The sequence below is a fragment of the Neoalteromonas facilis genome (assembly GCF_002807665.1).
In the GTDB taxonomy this organism is placed as follows: domain Bacteria; phylum Pseudomonadota; class Gammaproteobacteria; order Enterobacterales; family Alteromonadaceae; genus Alteromonas_E; species Alteromonas_E facilis.
This window is the reverse complement of sequence record NZ_PEAY01000008.1, coordinates 51,374-76,209: the sequence shown is the minus strand read 5'-3', so window position 1 is coordinate 76,209 and position 24,836 is coordinate 51,374. Positions and strand designations below refer to the sequence as shown.

The following is a 24,836-nucleotide window of genomic DNA, read 5'->3' as shown; positions in this document are numbered from 1 at the left end:
TACCAATCTCTATAAAGGATTGGTATGCGGTACTCAAGGCATTTGACTAAGAAAGCAGAAAGTGATTAGGAGAGCTCAATGGCACGCAAATCGACTGCATTATTACTCGTATTTGTTTTATTGGGTCAGTCACAACTAGCCTTTTCAGAACTGCAATTCGTAACGGCTAAACTACGGACCATGCCAGAGCAGCGCAGTTTTGACGGCCGCATTGAAGCGATTCATCAGGCAACAGTTTCTGCCCAAACCAGTGGGCGAATTGAAGATATTAATGTTGATATTGGTGACTTTGTGGTTGCCGGCACCGTGATCCTTACTATTGTTAACACGGAACAACGAGCTGGATTAACCCAAGCGGAAGCCAACGTCGCTGAAGCTAAATCTAATCTCGTTGCAGAAATGTTTGAATTTCAACGTATTAAAAATTTATTTGCGAGCGATTTTGTTGCTAAAACTGAAATGGATAAAGCTAATGCGCGGCTCAGTGTAGCTAAAGCAAAAGTGAGCAACGCCCAGGCAGCGATTAAAACCGCGAAGGAAGAGCTATCTCATACGGCGGTTAAAGCACCATTTGACGGCATTGTAAGAGCACGTTTGGTAGAGCCCGGTGAATTAGTGCAACCGGGCACCTTATTGTTGTCAGGTTATGATCCCATTGCCTTACGTGTTGAAGTTGACCTGCCACAAAGTATCGCTAAAAAAGTGCGTAAACTAGACTTGGCAAGCATAGTACGGAATGCAGAAAACATCCTGACTAACGGAATTACACCGTCCAAACTGATTTTATATCCCAGTGCAGATCCTGCTACCAACACCGTGCGTGCTCGTTTAGAATTGTCGCAAGTTTTGAGTGAACAAGCGCTTAGCAAACAAGATCTCATAGCACCAGACTCCTATGAATTTCGTCCTGGTGAATTTGTAAAAGTCCTTTTTACCGTGGGCGAAACGCAGCGTTTATTGATCCCCCTGAGTAGTGTGGTTTATCGCTCCGAAGTCACAGCCATATACATATTACAGCAAGGTAAACCTGTGTTACGACAAATTCGGCCAGGTGCAATTTATGCTCATTAGCTGGAGGTGTTAGCTGGCTTGAGTGAAGGCGAGTTAGTCGCCACAGACCCTGTTGCCGCCGTAACTATGCTCTCAAAAAGCGTTATCGCTAGCCCCGCAAAAGGGAGCTCACACCTTGAGCGCTAAAACCAGTTTTTCTGGCTGGGTAGCCTTACATTCAGCGCGCTCGCAATTGACTACGACTATTTGATTATTACCACCGGTCCCGCTTTGGCTTTTGATGACATTCCTGGGGCTGGGCCGAATGCCCACACCCAATCAATTTGTACTGTAAACCATGCTAAACAGGCGCATGAAGCGTATCAGGATTTTCTAAAAAATCCAGGTCCTATCGTTGTAGGAGCGATGCCCGGCGCCAGTTGTTTTGGACCAGCCTATGAGTTTGCATTTATCCTCGATTCCGATTTGCGAAAACGTAAAATACGCCATCGAGTACCTATTACTTTTGTCACCAGTGAGCCCTATATCGGTCATTTAGGACTAGGCGGTGTAGGCGATTCAAAGGGCATGTTGGAGTCCGAATTTCGCGACCGAGATATCGCTTGGATCACCAATGCCAAAACTCACAGTGTTGATAAAAACCTTTTACATTGCGATGAGTTAAATCGCAAAGGTGAAGTTGAATTTAGCCATGATGTTCCATTTCAATTGGCAATGATGTTACCTGCGTTTAAAGGGGTTGATGTGGTAGCCAAGGTTGAAGGTTTATGTAATCCACGTGGCTTTGTATTGATTGATGAATTTCAGCGCACCAAGACGTATCCCAATATCTTTTCAGCTGGCTTGTGCGTGGCTATTCCACCCATTGAAAAAACGCCAGTTCCAACGGGGGCCCCTAAAACTGGCTACATGATAGAGTCTATGTTGACGGCTATTGTTGAGAATATTGCTGCAGATATCGCTGGCCAGTCGGCAACCGCAAGAACTACCTGGAATGCAATATGTCTAGCTGACATGGGGGATACTGGATTGGCTTTTGTGGCATTGCCACAAATCCCACCTCGCAATACAACTTGGTATTCAAAAGGCAAATGGGTGCATTTAGCCAAGATCGCCTTTGAGAAATATTTCCTTTACAAAATTCGCCACGGTTCAACTTCACCAGTTTATGAAAGATATATATTAAAGGCCTTAGGCATAGTGCATTTAATCGAGCCCAAAGAAGATAAAACCGACGAAACCTAGCGCGTAATCATCAGCAAGTATCTGAGCCCTCGATGGCTCACTTTTGATTTCTTGCTTCCCCTGGACAACAGGAACCTTATAAATAACATGAAACAGATAAAAGATTTTTCAGAGATACATTTAACAGACCTAGCGCTGGTTGGCGGGAAAAATGCTTCATTGGGAGAGATGTTTTCAGAACTGTCATCCAAAGGCATCAAAGTCCCCGACGGTTTTGCGGTGACCAGTGATGGATATTGGGCTTTTATACATGCCAACAATCTTGCGCCTAAACTGGCGACTACCCTTGCGCTACTTGACCTTAAAACATTTAACAACCTTATAGAAGTGGGTGCAAAAGTAAGGCAACTTCTGCTGGATGCCGCCTTTCCTAAAGCCTTGAGTGAAGAAATAGTCACAGCCTACAAGCAGTTAGAACAGAGAGCCGGCACTGCAATTTCATTGGCAGTGCGCAGTAGTGCAACGGCTGAAGATCTGCCTAATGCTAGTTTTGCTGGTCAACAAGAATCCTATTTGAATGTGCAGGGCGAAGAAAATCTGATTGCAGCCTGCCACCGTTGTTATGCCTCCCTGTTTACCGACAGAGCGATAAAGTACAGGGTCGATAACGGTTTCGAGCATATGAAAGTAGCCCTCTCTATTGGTGTTCAGATTATGGTGCGCTCAGACAAAGCTTGTGCAGGCGTCATGTTTACGCTCGACCCAGATACCGGGTTTGACAAGGTTGCACTCGTGTCAGGCGCTTGGGGGCTGGGAGAAAATGTGGTGCAGGGCAGCGTCAACACGGACGAATTTTTGGTATATAAGCCGTTTATCGGCAAAGTAAAACAAGCGATTATCTCAAGAAAGTTAGGTAGTAAGGAACTTACTATGGTGTATGCCGACAAAAAAGAGTCGGAGATACTTAAGCCGGAAGACGCCATCGTTAATTTCGATACTAGCCTTGCGAAAAGACAAACATATATTCTTAATGATGACGAGGTTGTTCAATTGACCCGTTGGGCTGTGATTATTCAGCAACATTACCAAAGGCACATGGACATTGAATTGGCAAAGGATGGTAACACTCAGCAAATATTTATTGTTCAGGCACGCCCTGAAACCGTTCACAGCCAAAACATCCACACCAGACAGTTTAAAGAATATCAAATGCAACAAAAGGGGGAATTAATTTGTCAGGGTATCGGCTTGGGCAACAGCATTACCTCAGGTATCGCAAGGATCCTAGCCTCACCCAAAGATATCAATAAACTGAAAGAGGGGGAGATATTAGTCACGGGTAGAACGGATCCTGACTGGGACCCGATTCTTAAAAAAGCGGCCGGCATAATTACAGACCAAGGCGGTAGAACCTCTCATGCGGCTATTGTCGCTCGCGAAGTTGGTGCTGTAGCGATCGTAGGCACGGGCAATGGGACTGACTTAATTTCCGACGGTCAGGAAGTGAGTGTTTCCACTGCCGAAGGTGAAACGGGTTTTGTTTATAAAGGCAAAGGGACGTGGGACGAACAAGAGATAGACACCTCAAAATCACCCTGCCTGAAACCCAGGTTATGTTGATTCTGGCTGATCCCGATAAGGCTTTTCGTTATGCGCGATTTCCTAATAATGGAGTTGGTCTGATGCGTATGGAGTTTATTATCAACAATTCCATTAAGATTCACCCTATGGCGTTATATCATTTTGAGCAATTAAAAGAACCTGAAGTCAAAAAACAAATAGAAATTCTTACTCACCATTTCCCCAATAAAAAAGACTACTTCATTTATAAATTGGCAGAGGCTACTGCCAAAATTGCTGCGTCATTTTATCCTAAAGATGTGATTGTCAGAATGAGTGATTTTAAATCAAATGAATACGCTGGTTTAATTGGTGGCACTAACTTTGAGCCAAATGAACAAAACCCCATGATTGGTTTTAGAGGCGCTTCACGCTATTCCCATCCTCTATATAAAGAGGCCTTTACCTTGGAATGTGCTGCGATGAAGTTAGTGCGTGAAGACATGGGGTTTAGCAATATTAAACTGATGTTGCCCTTTGTGCGAACGGTAAAGGAAGCGACAAAGGTAATCGATGTAATGCACGACAACGGCTTAGTACGAGGAAAAAATGGACTGGAATTATACATGATGCTAGAAATTCCAAGTAATGCTTTGCAAGCAGAGGAGTTTGCCAAATATTTTGATGGCTTTTCAATTGGCTCAAACGACCTAACCCAATTAACACTAGGTGCCGACAGAGATTCTGAGTTGCTTAGCGATATCTTTTCTCCGTTTGAACCAACTGTAATGCAACTCATAAAAATGGCGATTGAAAAAGCCAAAACAGCAGGTGTCAAAATTGGTTTATGTGGTCAGGCACCCAGCGATTATCCAGAGTACTCACAGTTTTTAGTTGATTGCGGCATTAACAGTATTTCCTTCAATCCAGACGCGTTGATAAAAGGTATCGCCAATATCAATTTGGCAGAAACAAAAAATCGTACAGCGAGTAAGTAAGGTCATGACGGATTAATTGATGATAAGGCATGGACAGAGCTGCACCTTTAACCTGGACAATCGCTTCACGGGTTGGGTAGACACGTGTTTCTCATAGAATTGATATCGTCTTTACTTCCGTCTTAAAACGCGCGATTAGGCGTTTTAATAAATTTTAGCCATTTATACATCATGTCAGCGCTAAGTACGTTAACGCACAGACCCCTCCCATGTTCATGATCTTATAATGTTAGTCAAGTGGTCGCTTATGATTAGTTAAGGAAAATAAAATGGAACACACATATTGGCACGAGTGGTATTTAGGATGGGGTTGGTTCTTATGGTTTGGCGTGTGGTTTTTGTTGCTTTTAAATCTGGGTTACTGGGGTTATAGCTACCGTACTTATCGTCGTTATTTTACCCGTTATCACAAGACCGCTTTAGATATCCTCAATGAACGTTATGCCCTCGGAGAAATCGATCAGAAAGAGTTTACTAGGATGAGACAGGATATATCTACCACTACGGAAAACTAATAACTATGTCTATTAAGCAGCTAACAAGGGAACAATTATGTCTAATGGATGATTACTGGTGGGCTTGCCAAGCGAGTGAAAAAGGCCCCGCCCTTAAACAATTGCTAAATGTCAAATTAATAGAGCACAAGCGCTATATCTATAAAAATGATCGAGATCTGCCTGAAATAAGAGATTGGCAGTGGATATCACAATAATGAGTGCTTTGGCCAAAAAGAAAAACAACATCGAGGCAAATTATGGTGAGGTAACGGCCATAAGAGGCAGCGTGGTTGACGTTTATTTTGAGTCACATTTGCCGCCTATTCATTCGATTCTATCATCGGGTGATAGCAATCAATTGGTCATAGAGGTACTAGAGCAAAGTGGTGCTCATTATGTTCGCTGTATTGCGTTAACGCCTACCCAAGGTTTATCACGAGGCATGCGAGTAGAGGACAGTGGCGGGCCTTTATTAGCCCCAGTTGGCAAAGATATTTTATCACGCATGTTCGATGTGTTTGGCAATAGTATTGACCGTGGTGGTCCATTGGTCGATGTTGAATGGCGCTCGGTACATCGCCAACCCCCAAGCTTATCTCAACGTTCTACACAGTCCGAAATATTTGAGACCGGTATCAAGATTATCGATGTTTTAGTACCTCTTGAACGCGGCGGCAAAGCAGGGTTATTTGGCGGAGCAGGGGTGGGCAAAACCGTGCTACTGACAGAAATGATCCACAATATGGTGGGGAAACACAAAGGTGTCAGTATATTTTGTGGTATTGGTGAGCGGTGTCGTGAGGGAGAAGAGCTTTATCGTGAAATGCAAAGTGCCGGCGTTTTGCCCAATATGGCCATGGTGTTCGCACAAATGAACGAACCATCTGGCAGTCGCTTTCGTGTCGGGCAGGCTGCTTTAACCATGGCTGAGTACTTTCGAGATGACGAGCATCATGATGTGCTGTTGTTAATCGATAATATTTTTCGTTTTATTCAAGCAGGCTCTGAAGTGTCTGGCTTGATGGGAAAAATGCCTTCACGACTGGGCTATCAACCAACCATGAGCACAGAGTTAGCCGGTTTAGAAGAGCGCATAGCCAATACCAATAATGGTGCCATTACCTCTATTCAGGCGGTGTATGTACCAGCCGATGATTTTACCGATCCGGCTGCGGTACATACCTTCTCGCATCTATCAGCATCAATTGTGTTATCGAGAAAACGCGCCAGCGAAGGACTATTTCCAGCCATAGATCCATTGCAATCAAACTCTAAGATGGCCACTGTCGGCATAGTAGGAGAACGACATTACCAACTGGCACAGCAAGTACGAAGCACTTTGGCGCAATATACTGAACTCAAAGACATTATTGCTATGCTTGGATTGGAACAACTGTTACCAGAAGATAGGGCGGTGGTCAGCCGTGCACGGCGCTTAGAACGATTTTTAACCCAACCATTTTTTACCACCGAGCAATTTACCGGACACAAAGGCAAATTGGTTAGCCTCGCCGATGCGCTAGAAGGCTGTGAACGTATTCTTGCAGATGAGTTTAACGATTACCCTGAGAGCGCTCTGTACATGATTGGTAACATAGATGAAGCGAAAACAAACCACGTAACCGCCGCAGAAAATCGTCATGCACCTTAAGCTGTTGTTGCCTAATCAAGTGTTTTTGGATCAAACGGATGTTAGCGAAATCATTTTCGAAACAAAACAGGGGGCTTTTGGACTACTGCCACATCGCCGCGACTGCGTGGCACCACTCACGCCTGGTATTCTGACTTTTTCAACACGTGAAGGTATTGAAGTGTTTGTAGCCGTGGATGAGGGGGTGTTGGTTAAAACTGGACTTGAGGTATTAATATCCGTTCGCAGCGCCATAGTTGGCCAAGATCTAAGTTTATTGCGCAAAACTGTGCAACAGGACTTTCTTCGCAAAAGTGAGCAAGCACAGCAAGTGAGTGCTGTTATGGCCAAATTGGAAAGCAGTTTTCTTCACCGCTTTGCCAAGTTTCAGGAGGGCTGAAATGTCAGTCTGTGATGATAAACAAAATGAATGATCATAAAAGGCAAGAAACCACTGACGCAGATACTTCGCTAGCCAACTCTTCATTTGCAAAAATAGTAGATAAAAAAGCGGCCCGTAAACAAAAAGCCAGGCGTAGTGGTTCTCAAAGAGTATGGTTTGGTTTGGGCATGATTGGGCTGATTGGCTGGTCAATAACCATACCCACTCTACTTGGTGCGACTCTCGGTATCTATTTAGATAGGCAATATCCCGATCAACGCTCATGGACGCTAGCCTTGTTAATGGCCGGTCTTACAATGGGCTGTTTGAATGCTTGGCATTGGATAGTTAAAGAGGACCTTGCCATTAGAGATGAACAAAAAGAAGACGAAAGCGCTGTAAATAAAAATACGGAGGTTCATAAAAGTGAACCAAATCGTTAGTTTATTACTTGTTTGGTGCTTTGGTGCATTGATGGGTGGAGTCTTTTTTGGAGGCTTGTGGTGGACAATACAAAAAGTTGTGCTGTCTGCGCATCCGGCTTTATGGCTGCTAACCAGTTTACTCTTGCGTATGGGGTTGACTCTCATTGGTTTTTATCTAGTGCTCAGCTATGAATTAGGTGGAACACCGTTACAAGGTCTATTGGTTTGTTTGTTTGGATTTGTATTCGCTAGATTATTAATTGGCAGAATGAACAATCGCTCAAAAACACTAGCAATAACGGGAACAATTAGTTCAGCACCAAGGTCGCATCATGCACCTTAGTCCAGATGAATTAATCTATTGGCAGCAGGGATTTGTAAAGATCAACGCGACCATTGCATTTACTTGGTGTTTAATGTTTGTGTTAACGCTTGGTTCAGTGTTAATTACTAAAAACCTATCGAAAGACCTGCAGCGTTCTCGGTGGCAAAACTGTTTAGAAATTATTGTCACCGGTATCGAGAATCAAATAAAGGAGGTGGGGCTTCAAAATACTCACAAATATTTAGGTTTTCTCGGTACCTTGTTTTTGTTTTTAGTTGTCGCCAGTTTGTGTACCATTATTCCTGGTTACGAGCCGCCAACTGCATCGCTTTCAACCACCACAGCACTTGCGCTTAGTGTGTTTATTGCCGTACCTATTTTTGGTATTGCCGAGCAGGGCATGGGCAATTACCTGAAATCTTACATGGCTCCTACCGTCATTATGTTGCCCTTTAATATCATCAGCGAACTATCTCGCACCTTAGCATTGGCGATACGTTTGTTTGGTAACATGATGAGTGGCACCATGATTATTGGAATTTTGTTAACCATTACTCCCTTCGTTTTTCCCATTATGATGACGGCGCTTGGGCTACTAACTGGCTTAGTGCAAGCTTATATATTTAGCATTCTCGCAGCGGTGTACATTGCAGCAGCGACGCGATTGCAGCAACTCAACGTTCAGTCTGATGTCAAGCCTGCGCAAATTTAACTTTTTTCCACCTCAACAATACACTTTGGAGACGATATGGAAAGCATGACAATGATTGCAGTGGCGTCGATAGTTATTGCAGGAATTACTACTGGCTTCGGCTGCTTAGGTCCGGCCTTAGGTGAAGGACGCGCAGTGGCAACTGCATTAAGTGCATTAGCACAACAGCCTGACGCTTCTGCAACCATAACCCGTACGCTATTTGTGGGTTTGGCGATGATTGAATCTACGGCGATTTACTGTTTTGTGGTGTCTATGATCCTTATATTTGCCAATCCATTCTGGAATTATGCTATCGCCCAGGCGGCAGGGCATTGAACCATGTTGATTGATTGGTTCACCGTGGCAGCACAAGCCATTAATTTTTTAATTTTGGTGTGGTTGTTGAAGCGCTTTTTGTACCAGCCAATATTAAACGCTATTGATGCCCGTGAGCAGCGGATTACTGAGGAGTTTGCTGATGCGGCCGAAAAACAAAATCAAGCAAAAATTGAGCGCGATAGCTTTGAACACAAAAATCAAATTTTTGAGCAGCAGCGAGAAAAATTGTTGCAGCAAGCTGTTGACGCAGCTGACCAAGAACGACAAAAACTAGTGGAAGAGGCGCAAAACAGCGCCGAAGATTTGAGTCTTAAACATCAGCAAAGACTACTGAAAGAAGCGCAAAACTTTAAGAAAAGTCTGAGCCGTAAGGCTAGTCAGGAAGTCTACGCTATCGCCACAAAGACCTTAAAAGATATGGCGACAACGAGTTTGGAGCAACAAGTGGTTGAAGAATTTAAACGTCGTTTGTCAAAACTGGAAAAGTCACCCAAAGCGTTATTATCCGAAGCATTGAAGGCATTAGCCAGCTCCGAGCCAGTTGTATTAAGCAGTGCATTCAAATTATCTTTAGTACAACGTAAAGCAATTAAAACTGCCCTTGAACAAACATTTGACGTTGACATTGCCCTAAAATATAAAACCAGTGCGGATCTGATTAGTGGCATTGAAATCAGTGCAAATGGACAAAAAATAGCCTGGAATATCGCTGGTTATTTGCAATCCTTAGAGCAAGTTGTTGATGAATTTATACAAGAAAAAAGCAATTTCGTTAACTCAGTGACTCAGTCTGAACAATCATGAGTAGTCAAATTGAACGCCAGTTTATCTCCAAACCGAAAGTTAACATCACAGAATTAAATAATCTTCAAAGCATATTCGATAATTTGTTTGTCAACATGCAACAAGCCCGCGAAGCTTTTAATCCAAAATTAGCAGGTTATGAAGTGGGTATCATAACCAAGGTGGCCACAGGAATAGCAGAAGTAGTGGGCCTGCCTAGTGTGGTGGTTGAAGAATTACTTTATTTTCCTGGAGATATATTGGGTATTGCCTTTAATGTAGATGCGGATGAAATTGGCGTGGTTTTGCTAGGGGATTACTCTCATTTACATGTAGGTGATGAAGTTCGTCGCAGTGGGCGAGTAATAGATGTAGCCGTTGGCGATGAATTATTGGGGCGTGTAATTAATCCTCTTGGACGGCCATTAGATAATGGAGGTGCTATTGAAACGGACACGCGCTTACCAATTGAACGGCCTGCTGCCGCCATTATGGATCGGGCTCCTGTCACCATACCACTACAAACTGGACTCATTGTTATTGATGCAATGATCCCGGTTGGGCGAGGTCAAAGGGAACTAATACTAGGTGACCGACAAACAGGCAAGACGGCGATTGCAATCGACACTATTCTCAATCAGCGAGAGCAGAATGTGTTGTGTGTTTATTGTGCTATTGGGCAACGGGCTTCTACAGTGGCAAAAACGTTGGCTGTGCTTCAAGAGAAAGGAGCCATGTCTTACACAGTTGTGATGGTAACCGAAGGTAATGAACCCGCTGGTTTGCAGTATATTGCGCCCTACGCTGCAACAAGCCTCGCGGAATTTTTTATGGAAAAGGGACGAGATGTGTTGATTGTTTACGATGATTTAACTAAACACGCTCGAGCCTATCGTGAACTTTCTCTATTGTTGCGTCGACCGCCTGGACGTGAAGCATTTCCTGGGGATATTTTTTATATTCATTCTCGCTTACTTGAGCGCGCAACACATTTATCCGAAGAACGTGGCGGCGGTTCACTTACTGCATTTCCCATTATTGAGACCGAGGCACAAAACATTTCGGCTTATATCCCTACTAATTTGATTTCTATCACTGATGGGCAGATATACTTATCTCCATCATTATTCGAATTAGGCGTATTGCCTGCGGTAGACGTAGGTAAATCAGTTTCACGCGTGGGAGGCAAAGCGCAGCGGGCAGCGTTTCGTAATGTAGCCGGCGATCTAAAACTCGCTTATGCGCAATTTGAAGAACTAGAATCTTTTGCGCGCTTTGGCGCGCGTTTGGATGAAGATACACAGCAAACCATAGTGCATGGTCGTCGTATTCGCGCCTGCCTTCGTCAACCCGAATCCTCACCTATTCCAGTACCAGAACAAATTACCGTATTGCTTGCACTGACTTCAGGATTATTTGATGCGGTGCCACTAGAGCAAATGACAGCGGTGCAAAAAGCCCTTGGTGAAGAGGTTGTTAATTTGCCAAAAGAACTATGTGCACGGTTCAACTCAGCAGCAACATTAAGTGATGAAGATAACAACATCATCATTAAACTCGCTGAAACAACCCTTAAAAAGTTCGAAACTGAAAACAAGTTGCCAGATTTATGAGTAACACCTCAGCTAACCTACGCCACAAGATTAACAATGCAAGCGATTTAAAAGGTGTGGTACGCACAATGAAAGCGCTTGCTGCTGCGAGTATTAGCCAATACGAAAGTTCTGTTGGTGCATTGGCTCATTATTATCGAACCGTTGAATTGGGGTTAAGCGCCAGCCTGCGTTCCAGTCATTCAGCAATATTACCAATTAGTAGGAGCAGGGCGGAAGGATGCAATGACCGTGTTAGTGCCATTGTATTTGGATCAGACCAAGGATTAGTCGGCCAGTTCAATGAAGACGTAGCAGATTTTGCGGTTAAAACCCTTGCGAAACTGGCAGTTAATCCTCAAGTTTTTGTAGTCGGTGAACGAATATCTGCTCGGATTTTGGATAGGGGACTTAACATAGTGCAAGGGTTTGCAGTGCCAACTAATATAAATGCAATTACTGGTTTAGTCAGAAAAATTCAAATAGAAAGTGAAACTAGTGGCTTGTTCCACGAAAATACACAGCTTTACATATTTCACAACCAGCCGGTAACCATGGCGCAATACCGACCCGTATCGCAACGATTGCTACCCTTAGATCGGCAATGGCAACACAAAATGGCAAGCATGCCCTGGCCGACGAAAATCCTCCCAGAAATTCTGTGTAGCAGCACCGAGACTATGGGCGCGCTAATTCGCGAATATATATTTATTTCCCTTTACCGCGCATGTGCTGAATCGCTTTCCAGTGAGAATGCCAGCCGCCTTACAGCGATGCAACGTGCAGAGAAAAATATCGACGAGCAACTACAAAATCTAGGACAAGAATTTCATCAGTTGCGACAAAACTCAATCGATGAAGAACTCAGTGATTTATTGGCTGGTTATGAATTGTTTAGCAACTGCAAAGCAGAAAAATAAGGGGTGCTTGCGCACAAGAAGTTATTTTTCTTCAAAGAAATTTTCTTGTTTTATTGCTGCTTTAGGTCTCTGCTTCAGACACAAAAAAACCGACTTACGTCGGTTTGTTGGGCCGTTTGTTGTTGCATCATCTAAAGTGGTACCAGAGGCCGGACTTGAACCGGCACACCCGTAAAGGCGGCGGATTTTGAAAAGATAGCGTATGTTTTAATCTTTAAAACTCAATTATTTAAAGAGATAAAAAGAACCTTTGTAAATTCTTTGCATGATCGCATGCCTGCTTCAGGCCAAGCTCACAATAACTTTCGCAAGCTATTCTTTTTTGTATCAAGCCTAATTATTGATAAACAAAATTCTATTAAGACGTTGAAGAGTAAACCTGAAACGCGGCGTCGTTCTTGTTTAGTTTCTTAACGCGGTACATGACACTGTCGACTAATGCCAGTGCCGTTTGCGTACTTGGAGGGGCAGATTCGAACGTAACAACGCCTATACTAAAGGTAACGGTAATATCTTCGTTACGAAATGCCGTGTCTAAATTCTTGTGTAGCTTGTCAAATACAACTTTAGCATCTGGCTGTTTTGTTTCAGGCAATAAACACACAAATTCATCGCCACCAATCCGGCCAATGTAATCACTTTCTCTAAATGATTTGGTTATAATTTTCGCTAGTTTGCACAGTATGACGTCGCCTCCATAATGGCCTTTTGTGTCATTGATGGTCTTAAAGTTATCAATATCGATATAAGCAACTGTGAAGGGGTGTCTGTAACGTCTGGTTCGCGCGATCTCTTCTTCTAGTAATGAAGTCAGCCCGCGAGTGTTTAACAAACCAGTTAGGTGGTCATGCTCGGCGGCTGCCTCTTCAACTTTAAAAACGTTACTAAAGTTATTGATTAATATGCTTAAAATACATAGTGCCGACAAGTAAACTAGGGCCGTACATACCGCGTCAGTGCTTGGAATAGCAAGCGAAGCTCGATCGTAAGATACAATGATAGCAAGTGCCGAAATAAATGACACAGATAAACCGGTAATTAAGTTGCCATACCAACTGGCAATCACCACTGGTAGCAAAAGAAGAGGCTCTAACGAAACAGTGGTGAGAAATTGATTATTGACCACGGAAATAACACATACAAAAGTGATACAGGTTACCCATATCCACACATAATGCTTCTCTTCCAAAATGTTAAAGATCGTCTTCACCGCTAGTATCCGTAGTAAAGTCAGGTTGCGTTTTTATTGCAAGTGGTGCTTCTTTTAATAATTGGAATATTTCACTGTCAGTGGAAAGAAGCAGTGTCGTGTTTTTATTTAGTAGCGTTTCATACGCCGACAGCGTTCGGGTAAATACATAGAAGTCACGCGATGCTGGGCTTTGGTTATAGGCCGCAGCGTAAATGCTGGCAGCTTGAGCATCTGCTTTCCCCCTTATATCTTCAACTTGTCGATAGGCCTCGGAGCGAATACGTTTTAACTCACGTTCTCTATTGCCTCTTATTCTTGCAGACTCGCCATTGCCTTCAGAAAGAAAGCGTTCAGCGATTTGACGTCGTTCGCTTATCATCCGGTCATAAATCTTAGGGCGTACACTGGTGTTGTAATTAATGCGTTTAAACTGAATGTCGAGCAACTCTATACCAAAAACCTTGATTTTTTCCGCTGCGGCTTCAAAGATTTCTTTCTCAATTACTTTTCGCCCCTTTACGATGGGCACCAAATTACCCATATTTAGCCTTTTCTCAACGTCATTGAGTAGCGCGTCTCTTTCAGGCACCCTGAGTTTTGTTGTACGTATAATTTCTATTAGTTTGTGTTTAGCGACGGCATTACGCGTTTCACTTCCTAAAATGTCGTCGAGTCGTGACTGCGCACTTCTTTCATCTTTCAAGCGCAAAAAATACTGCAGAGGCTCGACAATGCGCCAGCGGGCAAATAAGTCAACCGATATGTAAAGCTTATCTTTGGTTGGCATATCGGAAGGAGGACCATCCCATTCTAATATGCGTTTATCAATAGAGTTTACGGTTTGGATAAAGGGGATTTTTACTTTGAGACCCGCCTCAGTTATGGGCGTACCCATTGGCTTACCGAATTGCGTGATAATGACTTGCTCGGTCTCGCTTACCGTAAAAAATGTGTGGCTAGTAATCCAGCCTGCAAAGACAAACAGAACCAAAAAAGGCAAAATCGAGATTCGTTTTTTAGTCATTTTCTTTCCTCCCCCAGAACAACCGAGTTTTCTGAACTGAGGTTCATGATTGGTAAAACCGACCCCTTATCTCCGTCTAATAAATAGGTATGCTTTATACTAGGAAGCAGGCGTTCAAGGTGTTCAATGTATATCCTGCGCTGAGTTACTTCGGGTGCCATTTGGTATTCCACCAAAAGTGCATTAAAGCGGCTCACATCTCCTTGTGCTTCATTAACGCGCTGTAAGCGGTAACCATCTGCTTCACGTATTCTTTGATCTTTTTCGCCTTCTGCGAGCGGGATCACTCTGTTGTATTCCCTTCTGGCTTCGTTGATGAGTCGCTCTTTTTCTTGTTGTGCCTGGTTCACTTCATTAAATGATGCTTGAACCGGCGAGGGCGGGTTGATGTTTTTTAGCTGTACTTGGTCGATAGCAATACCCATAGCATAGGTTTGTGCTATCTCTCTAAGGCGTTCCAAAGATTGAAATTCAATCTCTTGCCTACCTATTGTTATTACTTCGTCCACTGTTCTGTCTCCGACTACCTCTCGCATGACAGATTCAGAAATATAGCGCAGCGTTTCACTGGGGTCGCGTACTTGGAACAGGTAGTCAATGGGGGTTGCAATACGGTATTGCACAACCCATTCTACAAGCGCAGCATTTAAGTCGCCCGTAACCATTTGGGTTTCCCTAAGTGCATAGTCACCTCTCGAGCCTTGGTCAGGATTTGTAGCGGCTGCGGTAGCAAAGCCAAATTCCTGTTTTAATTGACGCTTCGCAGGTACGATGTGAACTGTGTCTACCCCAAAAGGTATCTTTAGATGCAAGCCGGGATCTTTTTGAGCATGCAATTTACCAAAGCGTTGGACCACCGCAATAGAGTCGCTTGGCACGGTATAAAAAAGGTTCCATACCATAAAAATAGTGAACAAAAGCAAAACGACACTTATAAAAGCTTTTGGACTTCCGCCGGGTAAGAAGTTTTTAAGTTTATCGAACAACTGCTTTACTTCTTTGTCCACATCAGGCGGAGGACCGCCGGTTTGACCGCTCCCCCAAGGGGTGTTTGGTGGGCTGTTTATCTGAATCTGCATTTTTATTCTCCTGTTCATTGTGGCGATTTCGAAGTGAAGTGCTAATCTATCGGAACCACCATAATTTCGTCGGTAATGAGATTAATGCCCTCAATTTCTCGAACAGCATTTAACACCATTTGTTTTTGCTTTTCAGACATTACCGTTCCAGCAAGAGTCACATTGTTACTGACCGTATTTACGGTGATGTTATTGGCAACACTCATGCCCAACGTGTTGAGTGTCGCGCGAATCTCCTGTGTCAAATCTTCCAGTTTATAAGGTGAGGGGGACGTTTGTTTTAAAGGCAAATCAATCACAGTCGAAGGTGGCACTTTGTCGCTATCATTTGCTTGCTTGTTGCATCCCGATAGCAGTGTCGCTAAAACGACAGAGGTGAAAAATACGTGAAATCGCGTCATTATTTTGTCCTTCAATATAAAGCCTTTCACTAATATACCCCCTGTATTGAGCGCATCTGTGCGCTTCACCACATTATCTAGCCTTTTATTAAAATTCTGACATGATGTTTGCCTGCTAACATTGGGAACGCGATATTTGTGGTGAAGTTATGCTTCTCTTCGTCGATATAAACGTCCCACTGTTGATTCAAATTTGGTGAGGTTTCTCGCCCGCCAAGCGTGCGAGATGCTTTATCATCATTGACATTTCTTGCCTTCTGTATGTTTCTAATAACCTCTATCACATAGTGTGCGTTATCCATGTCTATCGTTACGCTGTAGCGATCCCACTGTGACGGTAACCGTGGTGTTATTTCCAATGATTTGCCCCGCTTTTCTATTCCTAATAGGGAAGAGAGCCCTGCTTGATACATTAAACCTGCGGCGCCTGTATACCAGGTCCAACCACCTCTTCCGCAGTGGGGAGGCACAGAGTAGACGTCTGCCGCCATAACGTAGGGCTCAACTTTGTATTTGGCGCAATGCGCTTCATTAAGTGTGTGATTGATGGGATTTAGCATGGAAAAGAGCTCTAATGCCTGATCTGATTTTGCTTGTTTACACAGTGCCATTACTGTCCAGACGGCCGCGTGGGTGTATTGCCCTCCATTTTCCCGGAAACCTGCTGGATAGCCTTTTATATAGCCCGGCTCTAAAATAGTTTTCTCGAAAGGAGGAGTAAATAGCAGCGCTAAGCCTAACTCTTTCCTTACAAGATACTGAGACGCCATTGTCATAGCTTTGTCGGCTCTGTTGGCGCACGAGTGATTAGACAGTACTGCCCACGACTGACAAATAGCGTCAATTTTGCATTCATCATTAAGCTGAGAGCCAAGCCAGATACCATTATCAAATACGGCTCTGCGGTACCATTCACCATCCCAGGCATGTTGTTCGATAGCGTGAGATATTTCTCGCGAAGCCTGTTGCCATCGCTCTTTATAAGGTATTAGCTTTTGCTTACAATAAGAAGATTGAAGTGCAAATATCTGGTCAATGGCAAAGAGGGTAAACCAGCCTAGCCATACGCTCTCTCCTTCGCCCAGCTTACCAATTCCGTTCATGCCGTCGTTCCAGTCACCGGTGCCAATAAGCGGCAAGCCATGTTTACCTCTGGCAGCAAGCGTAGCGTTAATCGACAAGATACAATGCTCTAACAGGCTGGCAGTATCATCGCTGCTATTTGGCATGAAAAAAGCATCATGTGTTGATGAATCTAAAAGTGGTCCTTCTAGGAAAGGTATTTGTACTTGCCAAATGTCTTGGTCTTGTGTGTTCTTTGCGTAATGCGTAGCTGCTACGACTAACCATATTCTGTCATCAGAAATATGAGTTCTTACTCCTCGCCCTGAAAGTGGAAGCCACCAATGTTGAACATCCCCCTCTTTAAACTGCCGGGACGCAGCGTGCAAAATGTGTTCTCGCACGCGTTTGGGACTGTGCCATAGCATCGACATACCATCTTGCAATTGGTCGCGAAATCCAAATGCGCCGCTGGCCTGATAAAATCCGCAACGCGCTAAAATTCGGCTACTCATTGTTTGATAGTTTAACCAGCCGTTTAATAACAGGTTAGTCGCTTTGTCAGGGGTATCTACCTGAACATGTGTGAGCAGACGTAGCCAATATGCTTTATTCTGTTGTAGTACAACGTCAAAAGTGGCGTGTTTATAGCGTTTGATTAAACTTAGAGCGTGGTCATGGTTGCTTGCGTAGCCAAAAACCAGCACGACATCTTGTGACGCATTAGGCTGAATAGTGAGCTTAGTTTGCATGGCCGAACAGATATCAAAACATTGCCCCAAACGCTTTTTCATCGGCTGATTATGTGCTAAAGCAGCGGGGTGACTTGGACTCCCATATTGCCCAAGGAATTCTGTGCGGTCTGTGGTCCATTCATCCAGTTCACTTTGAAGCATCACAAATGCCTCACTTTCAGAAAATTCAGTCGAAAATGGATTGGACAATGTTATTGCCTGAAAGTATTGCTCAAAGGTGGTGGTTAAAAAGGGCCCGCTTTCATATTTATCGTTACCTAGTACCCACTCAATATAACTGGTAATCGATACCTTGCGTTCATGTTTGCCCGTGTTTTTAATCGACAGGCGGACCATTTTTACTGGAGCGTTTTGTACTACGGTATGGGTTGATTCCATGTAAAGGTGATCGGCATGGTGTGAAAATACACTATAACCCCAACCATGGCTCACTTCGTATTCTCCGCCATCTTGAATAGGTTGGTTTGAGGCACTGCTTAACGCGAGTGTATCCTCATCTCTCACATACAAATTGTCTACACATGGATTACAAACTGGGTCATTGTACCAAGGGGTTAACTGATTATCTCGGCTGTTTTGAGCCCATGTGTAACCGTTTCCATCCTCACCAATTTGAAAACCGAAATTTTCATTGGCGATAATGTTTATCCAAGGCGCAGGAGGAGTGCGACCGCCGCTTAATTGAATAACGTATTCGTTGTTCTTGGTATCAAATCCACCTGTACCATTGAAAAAAGAAAGACTGGAAACATCTGTTTTATTTAACGTTGATGGCGTCATATATCGCGATTGTTTTTGAACGTTTTCTTTAGCGTGTGTTTTACCTATAAGGTCTGTCTCAACAAGGTGATGACATTGTGTTGCTAAATCTCCATTGCGCGCGTTGATCACCAGTCTGGCCGCATGCGTTACGGTATTAAGCAAATCAGTTGAGATTTGATCATAACGCAGTACATGTACATAGCAGTGTGCAGGGCCGGTGTGTTCTTCTGAGTGATAAACAGGCGATTGACTGCAGCGCACCGCGGTTTCAATAGCGTCTTGTAAGCTGTGAAAATAGGTCGAACGCTGTTCATTGATGATCACTATATCCACATACAGCATTTTTAATTTCCAATACTCGTGTGCACGCAATAATTGCTCTACATGTTTGATATCACTACTGTCACATATTCGCATTACCACAATAGGTAGGTCGCCAGATATGCCCTCTTGCCACAACAAATGTTTGATATTTTTTACCGGCAAGGGCAAGTCCTTTTGATGCGAGGGTCTGGTGTCTATGTAAAGCAACTGTGTTGCGATTTTTTGGAAGGTTGCAGTTTCATCATTATCTATACCAAGGTGGCTTAGTAAGACTTGAGATTGTGTCCACGCCATGGTTTTAGCACGGTCAAATGAATATGTATCGGCGTGTTGGTCGATAAGAGACAGTAAACTTTTACGAGAAGATGCGACTAATAGCCAGTAGGTTATCGTTACTTGTTTTCCTGCAGGAATATCAATGTGATGTCTTAATACAAATACCGGGTCGATAACCGCGCCGAGCGAACTGCCAAGCCTGTTGAGACCTTTGTGTAAAACTTTATTTCCATTTGCATTGTGTACCGTCTTACCTCTGCCAATAAAGGTCAGCCTACTCGTATCAAACTCGAACTCATTAACTACTTGGTCGCTCACGACAGCGAAATTAGCAACCCATATTTCAAGTTCTTCAGGCGCACGTTTCCGTCTTGTTGCAATGAGTGCGTTGCGCTCTTTAAGCATACTTGTTTGTACAAACATTTTAGAAAAAGCAGGGTGAGCGCTATCAGCTTTCCTTGGCGCCAGCGCTAGCGCATTAAACGACGTTACAACAACCGGTTTTGTGGTAAGCGATGTGTTGATAATTTTAAGCTGACGAGCCTCACCATCGCTGTCACTAGTAACAACTACGTCTATAGTGCTTTTCATTTCATCGCTTGTTGCTTCATAGCGGGCATAGTCTTCGGCAAATTCGGCCGTGTATCTGCTACAATATTCGCTGCTTTCAGCGCGCAACGGTTGTATTGTCGGCGAGTAGGTATGTTTCGATTTTACGTCGTGAACAAAGAAAAACATGCCGTCATCGTCAGTAGTGGTATCGCCACTCCAGCGTGTGATCGCTATATTTTTCCACACGCTATAACCACAACCTGCTGAGGTTACCATTGCAGTATATCTGCCGTTTGACAGCATATTTGTTTGTCTTTGGCCGTTTTTATGCGGACTAAATACCCGTGATGTGGATTTAGAGAGTGAGAGATTTTGCACAACGCTATCCTCCTGAGTTAGAGGACGTTTAAGTGATACATTACGGGGGATACGCTCTTGAAGTAGCGATTCACAGGCGCCAATCATTGGCTCATTGTGAAATCGATTGCGCATAACGCCATTGTTCAATGTATTATTGATAGCGACGATGATCATTCCCTGGTGATGAGCCATATAGCTTTCGATAACCGTGTGTTTAGCGTTTTTTGGCTGTCTTGAGGGTGTGAAATCGATGGCTTCAAAGAAACCATATGGTCCTAAACACCCTAATGACTCCAGTTTTTTAAAGTTTTTTACTGCGCTGTTGGGATCTACCATCGCGGCAAGACCGCTTGAATAAGGGGACACCACAATACTGTCGGCAAGCCCACGTTTAAGCCCTAAGCTAGGCACACCAAAACTTGAGTATTGATAGTTAAATTCTAAGTCTCGTGCGTTAAATGCCGACTCAGAAAGACCCCAGGGAATCTTAAGGTACTTGCCATAAAGCTGTTGTTGAACTACAGCCATGTTGTTTGTATTGGCAATCAGGCTGCCAAAAGGTGCCCGTATAATTAAAGATGGCATGAGGTACTCAAACATCGAACCTGACCACGATAGCAGCGCTGCGCTGAATCCAACAGGTGATGCTGTGCGACCCAAGTGAAACCAGTGCTCTGAAGGAATGTCGTTTTTGGCAATGGCAAACAGGCTAGCCAAACGCGCTTCAGAACCTAGCAAGTCATAGCACCCAGTATCTAAAGTATCATTATCAACAGAATACCCGATGCTTAGTAAGACCTTTTCTTGGTTAAATAAGAAGTGGAAGTTCATGCCCATTGCAAATGAGCGGGCATTAGAAGCTAGGCGCTCAAACCGTGCTTTAAGATTAGCTTGGCCAACAGATAGGATCTGCTTGTCTTGTTTTGAAGCCTCTATACGACTAATTGTGTTTTGTAACCAGTAATGAACATTTGCGTCGATTGATGTTACGTTGCTAGTCAGTAATGGCAGAAGTGCATGAAGGGATTTCTCTACGCTGATTAAATCATAAGCAGCATTACTGTTTTCATCTTCCAATAAATTTAGCAAGTTGAGTATTTCAACTCGGCAGTGGGGATAATTTTTTTGTGTTGGCTCAGCGTTGATAATAGCTGCGTCTAGCAGTATTAAATTATCATGAAGTGCCTGTTTAATATTCGGCTCAACACGCTGTTCAATTTGCTCTCGCCAAGCTTCTAGGGTGTTCGCCAGCGCAATGAGATGCCCGGCTAAGTTACCACTATCAACAGAAGAAACATATTTAGGGTGTAATGGTTGAAGTGTTTGTGTGTTATACCAATTCAGTAAGTGTCCTTCGTGCTTTTCAAGCTTGCCGAGTGTTTCCAAGGTTGCTTCAAGTTTTTCGGTCGCTTCAACAAGTCCTACCCAGCCAAAATCCTTAGCACTTGCTACCGATAGTAAATATAGCCCGATATTAGTGGGCGATGTTCGGTGCGCTGTTTTCGCTTCGGGCAGCTGCTGAAAGTTGTCCGGTGGCAGCATATTGTCATCAGACGTAACAAACTCATCGAAAAATCGCCACGTTCTGCGTGCAATAAGGCGAAGGGTAGTTTGCCTATTTTCGCTAAGATGTAGGTAAGGGCGAACATTTGGCTGGCTCAACAGCCACGCCATCGCAGGAGCGAGGAACCAAAGCAGCACGAAAGGTAATGTCGTGAAAAAGTGGGTGGCTGAGTATAAAAGCGTCGAAATTGAAGCAAACAACACCAAGCCAACACTTGTGCTCATGAGCTTGTAGTAGTTCACTAAAGAGGGTTTATGCGTGCGTTCAATTTCATCTGACGATACCCACTGTAAAAGGTGGTTTTGGGTAAACGCCATTCTCATAAACGTTCTTGCTAATGCGTCTAGAATTTTAACGCTTTTATCGGGGAGGAACGCAAGAATAAAAAAATAGTTAATAAAAGACAGCAACCCGTCTGACAGCCACATTTTTAAGTGCGTGACTATTCTGCCTTGGCTTCTTCGATATGAAACAAAAAGCAGTGACAAGTGAATAATAAAAGGTGCCGCCAATATGCTAAACACCAGTGTCCAGAGCAATAAAGCTTGATGTAAAGGAAAGAAAAAAGACAAAATCAGCGTTGTAAAAAGACAAGGTTGTACCAGTGAACGACGTAAATTATCTATAATTTTCCATTGACCAAGCATAGGTATCTTACCTGTGCCATTTATTATGCCCAGTAGCCACGGAAGCAGTTGCCAATCACCTCTTGTCCATCGGTGAAGGCGGTTAATATCGGCATGGTAACTGCGGGGGTAGCTTTCCAATACTTCTATATCACAGGCAAAGCCCGCCCGTGCAAATATCCCTTCAAATAAGTCATGACTCAATAGTTTGTTAGCAGGTACACGAGATTTCAGCGCACTCTCAAATGCATCAATATCGTAAATACCCTTTCCGGTGTAAGAGCCTTCGTCATACAAATCTTGATACACATCTGAGCTACTGGAAACATATGGGTCTATTCCTCCTGGGCTTGAGAAGATGAATTGATACCAAGAGCCGTTACCATTGCTTGGCATTAATGGGGTAACTTTAGGTTGTAAAATGCCATGCCCTTTAACAACCCTGCGCTCTCTCCTGTCTAGTAACGGTGTGTTAAGCGGGTGAGCCATTTTACCTATTAATTTTTTAATAACGCCGCGTGTTAACTGCGTGTCTTCATCTAAGGTCACCACATATTTAATATACTCAGGAATGTCTATTTGACCGGAATCAACAGGCGTAAAAGTAGTATCTGTCGCTCCCCTTAAAAGACGATTGAGTTCGTGTAACTTCCCTCTTTTTCGTTCCCAGGCCATCCACGTCTGCTCGTGACGATTGAACATGCGCTTTCGATACAACAGATAAAATCGATTGCGGTTTCGAAAGCCTGGGTATTTTTTATTGAGTGCTGCAATTCGTTCACTAATGCGCAGTAAATGCATTTTATCGCTCGATAATGCTTGGCTTGTGGCATCAACTCCATCCAATAAAAGCCCAAAGCTAACGTTATCATCGATACAGGTTAAATAGTGCATTTCAAGCTGGTAAGTAAGTTTGTCAACGCCTGCTTTGTTAGATAATAGGGACGGTATAACTACGAAAGTTCTGTTGGCGTTTGGCACGCCGGTCCTTAGCGAAAGACCGGGTAAAGGATCAGTATGCACAAAATGTATAATAACTTGATTTATTAAAAGCACTGACACCTCGCCGATGGGGATGAGTGCAAGCAGCGATAAAATAATTTGAAGCAAAAACGAGAAATTAAAAACAAATAGCAAAAGAATAAAAAGAACGAGTAACAAAACACTTAATGAAATGATAAGCCCTACATAAACCTTGGTGCCGCACTCTCCTAACGCGAAGCGTATTCGCTCTATTATCGATGGTTTATAATTAATGTCTTTTTCAAACTGGCGGTGACCATCGCCGAACAGGTGGTAGCCAGGATCGGCAATGCGACGTTTTTCAGACTTGATGGTTTGGTCAATACTCAAGGCTTTAGCGCGCGCTAGAGAGGCGTCAACAATTTCACATTCGGTTAATTCAGAACCAGAGGCTAGCCTTTCTATATTGCTGCGATATAGATTGCGCGTGCTAAAATCCATGTCTGCATAAGCCGAGTAGGTGCGCAGCCGATTATCAACATGGCTTAACTGCTCGAAAGGGACTTTCCAATCAAGTTCTCCCAACAGTCTCAAGCTGTTGATGATATTGCTCATGGTTTCGCTTACTACACTTTGTTCAAGAGATACTTGTTGAATGATGGTGTCAACAGACTTACTTTCTTGGGACAGTTGTTGGTTAAGCCAACGAAGTAAAGGGTACTTTTCTGGATCTTTTCCTCGTAAGCGTCTTGCCAGTTGTGCTAAAAAAGTAACATTTGCACTTGGTGAATAGTTGCTTAGGTTCGGCGGTGTAAATTGCGATGATGTGGCCGCGTTTTCCGGTTTTGCTAGTACATTATCTGCCGTACTATTAGCTTTATTATGTGAAAAGTGATTATCCATTTGAGCTTTGGATAAGCGGCTCAGATTTTCAATAAGCACAATCTTCATCACGCTAGGAAGTGACCACAGCTCTGATATATTCAAGATTTCAGTGTGCTGGTAACAGGAAATAAAGTGGCAAAAGCTTTGCATAGTAAAGTGGCAGTCAGTATGCTCTAAATAGTGCCATGCTATGGCTAATATTCTGGCATAACCGGCTAATTTTCCAACCGCGAGGTGAGGCAGTTTATTGTAAGTTCGTTCTGGTAGGTCTAACGTGGTTTGCCAAATCTGTGTATCGACCACATGATAATTGTCCAGCAACCAGTCAATACCTTTAGGCGAGTCTTTGCTATCGCGTTTATGTGAATTGCTTTTCGATACCAATTGCTCAAGTGTCAGTGCATTATCTTCAAGCCGTTTATAAAGTGAAGGTACACACGTTAGTTTTGTAGTGATCTTGTGATGTTTAGCCAACGCCTCTGCGTAATTACCCAAGCGCTCTGTGCTATAAGTATATTTGCGAATAGGAATGTTTTCCCACGTGGTATTTGACGAAGAGGTAGGGAGAAAAGTGAGCAGCATAACAATACTTCCTTTTAGGTAATTTCACGGAATACCTAAAAACGCATTGTTACTTTGTTTTCTGCTGCGTTAAATGCATTAGGCACAT

General features: G+C 43.5%; 20 protein-coding genes. 15 read left to right on the top strand and 5 right to left on the bottom strand.

The window, feature by feature from the left end; translation table 11 throughout:
- Positions 1 to 78 precede the first annotated feature (78 nt).
- The 15 genes from CSH93_RS16965 to CSH93_RS16905 all read left to right on the top strand — a co-directional run bounded on the left by CSH93_RS16965 (position 79) and on the right by CSH93_RS16905 (position 12,341).
- A complete protein-coding gene (locus CSH93_RS16965) occupies positions 79 to 1,071 on the top strand; it encodes an efflux RND transporter periplasmic adaptor subunit (protein WP_100644555.1) in 993 nt (330 codons plus the stop codon).
- Positions 1,072 to 1,257: 186 nt separating this feature from the next.
- A complete protein-coding gene (locus CSH93_RS16960) occupies positions 1,258 to 2,256 on the top strand; it encodes an NAD(P)/FAD-dependent oxidoreductase (RefSeq protein WP_240615645.1) in 999 nt (332 codons plus the stop codon).
- An 87-nt stretch (positions 2,257 to 2,343) separates the two neighbouring features.
- Positions 2,344 to 3,816, top strand: coding sequence for a phosphoenolpyruvate synthase (ppsA, locus tag CSH93_RS18180; RefSeq protein ID WP_240615644.1), 1,473 nt, complete (start codon positions 2,344 to 2,346; stop codon positions 3,814 to 3,816).
- Entirely contained in the window at positions 3,756 to 4,754 is a 999-nt protein-coding gene (locus tag CSH93_RS18175) for a putative PEP-binding protein (protein WP_240615643.1), read from the top strand. The genes ppsA and CSH93_RS18175 overlap by 61 nt, the downstream gene beginning before the upstream one ends.
- A gap of 269 nt (positions 4,755 to 5,023) precedes the next feature.
- Entirely contained in the window at positions 5,024 to 5,269 is a 246-nt protein-coding gene (locus CSH93_RS16950; RefSeq protein WP_100644554.1) for an SHOCT domain-containing protein, read from the top strand.
- A 5-nt stretch (positions 5,270 to 5,274) separates the two neighbouring features.
- Positions 5,275 to 5,466 (top strand): hypothetical protein, encoded by a 192-nt coding sequence (locus CSH93_RS17850; RefSeq protein WP_124748998.1) that lies wholly within the window; start codon positions 5,275 to 5,277, stop codon positions 5,464 to 5,466.
- Positions 5,466 to 6,902 carry a F0F1 ATP synthase subunit beta gene (gene atpD, locus CSH93_RS16945; protein WP_100644553.1) on the top strand — a complete coding sequence of 479 codons (1,437 nt, stop codon included), beginning with the start codon at positions 5,466 to 5,468 and terminating at the stop codon, positions 6,900 to 6,902. The genes CSH93_RS17850 and atpD overlap by 1 nt, the downstream gene beginning before the upstream one ends.
- The gene (locus CSH93_RS16940; protein WP_100644552.1) at positions 6,892 to 7,281 is read left to right on the top strand and encodes a F0F1 ATP synthase subunit epsilon; all 390 of its coding nucleotides are present in this window, start codon (positions 6,892 to 6,894) and stop codon (positions 7,279 to 7,281) included. The genes atpD and CSH93_RS16940 overlap by 11 nt, the downstream gene beginning before the upstream one ends.
- A gap of 26 nt (positions 7,282 to 7,307) precedes the next feature.
- The gene (locus tag CSH93_RS16935) at positions 7,308 to 7,706 is read left to right on the top strand and encodes an AtpZ/AtpI family protein (protein ID WP_100644551.1); all 399 of its coding nucleotides are present in this window, start codon (positions 7,308 to 7,310) and stop codon (positions 7,704 to 7,706) included.
- A complete protein-coding gene (locus tag CSH93_RS16930) occupies positions 7,690 to 8,031 on the top strand; it encodes an ATP synthase subunit I (protein WP_240615642.1) in 342 nt (113 codons plus the stop codon). Before CSH93_RS16935 ends, CSH93_RS16930 begins: the two co-directional genes overlap by 17 nt.
- Positions 8,021 to 8,725, top strand: a complete 705-nt coding sequence (locus CSH93_RS16925; RefSeq protein ID WP_100644549.1) for a F0F1 ATP synthase subunit A — start codon at positions 8,021 to 8,023, stop codon at positions 8,723 to 8,725. Before CSH93_RS16930 ends, CSH93_RS16925 begins: the two co-directional genes overlap by 11 nt.
- Positions 8,726 to 8,761: 36 nt before the next feature.
- Positions 8,762 to 9,043, top strand: a complete 282-nt coding sequence (locus CSH93_RS16920) for a F0F1 ATP synthase subunit C (protein ID WP_100644548.1) — start codon at positions 8,762 to 8,764, stop codon at positions 9,041 to 9,043.
- 3 nt (positions 9,044 to 9,046) lie between these two features.
- The gene (locus CSH93_RS16915) at positions 9,047 to 9,850 is read left to right on the top strand and encodes a F0F1 ATP synthase subunit B family protein (protein WP_100644547.1); all 804 of its coding nucleotides are present in this window, start codon (positions 9,047 to 9,049) and stop codon (positions 9,848 to 9,850) included.
- Positions 9,847 to 11,442: an alternate F1F0 ATPase, F1 subunit alpha gene (locus CSH93_RS16910; RefSeq protein ID WP_100644546.1), complete on the top strand. Its 1,596-nt coding sequence runs from the start codon at positions 9,847 to 9,849 to the stop codon at positions 11,440 to 11,442. The genes CSH93_RS16915 and CSH93_RS16910 overlap by 4 nt, the downstream gene beginning before the upstream one ends.
- On the top strand, positions 11,439 to 12,341 hold the full coding sequence (locus CSH93_RS16905; protein WP_100644545.1) for a F0F1 ATP synthase subunit gamma: 903 nt from the start codon (positions 11,439 to 11,441) through the stop codon (positions 12,339 to 12,341). Before CSH93_RS16910 ends, CSH93_RS16905 begins: the two co-directional genes overlap by 4 nt.
- A gap of 358 nt (positions 12,342 to 12,699) precedes the next feature.
- Here the strand turns inward: CSH93_RS16905 and CSH93_RS16900 are convergent, their stop codons facing one another.
- The 5 genes from CSH93_RS16900 to CSH93_RS16880 all read right to left on the bottom strand — a co-directional run bounded on the left by CSH93_RS16900 (position 12,700) and on the right by CSH93_RS16880 (position 24,748).
- A complete protein-coding gene (locus CSH93_RS16900) occupies positions 12,700 to 13,551 on the bottom strand; it encodes a GGDEF domain-containing protein (RefSeq protein ID WP_100644544.1) in 852 nt (283 codons plus the stop codon).
- Positions 13,535 to 14,557: a protease modulator HflC gene (gene hflC / locus CSH93_RS16895; protein ID WP_100644543.1), complete on the bottom strand. Its 1,023-nt coding sequence runs from the start codon at positions 14,555 to 14,557 to the stop codon at positions 13,535 to 13,537. The genes CSH93_RS16900 and hflC overlap by 17 nt, the downstream gene beginning before the upstream one ends.
- A complete protein-coding gene (gene hflK / locus CSH93_RS16890) occupies positions 14,554 to 15,636 on the bottom strand; it encodes an FtsH protease activity modulator HflK (RefSeq protein WP_100644542.1) in 1,083 nt (360 codons plus the stop codon). The genes hflC and hflK overlap by 4 nt, the downstream gene beginning before the upstream one ends.
- 41 nt (positions 15,637 to 15,677) lie before the next feature.
- A complete protein-coding gene (locus tag CSH93_RS16885) occupies positions 15,678 to 16,037 on the bottom strand; it encodes a BON domain-containing protein (protein WP_124748997.1) in 360 nt (119 codons plus the stop codon).
- A 77-nt stretch (positions 16,038 to 16,114) separates the two neighbouring features.
- Complete coding sequence (locus CSH93_RS16880) at positions 16,115 to 24,748, bottom strand: glycoside hydrolase family 94 protein (protein WP_100644540.1); 8,634 nt, start codon at positions 24,746 to 24,748, stop codon at positions 16,115 to 16,117.
- Positions 24,749 to 24,836 lie beyond the last annotated feature (88 nt).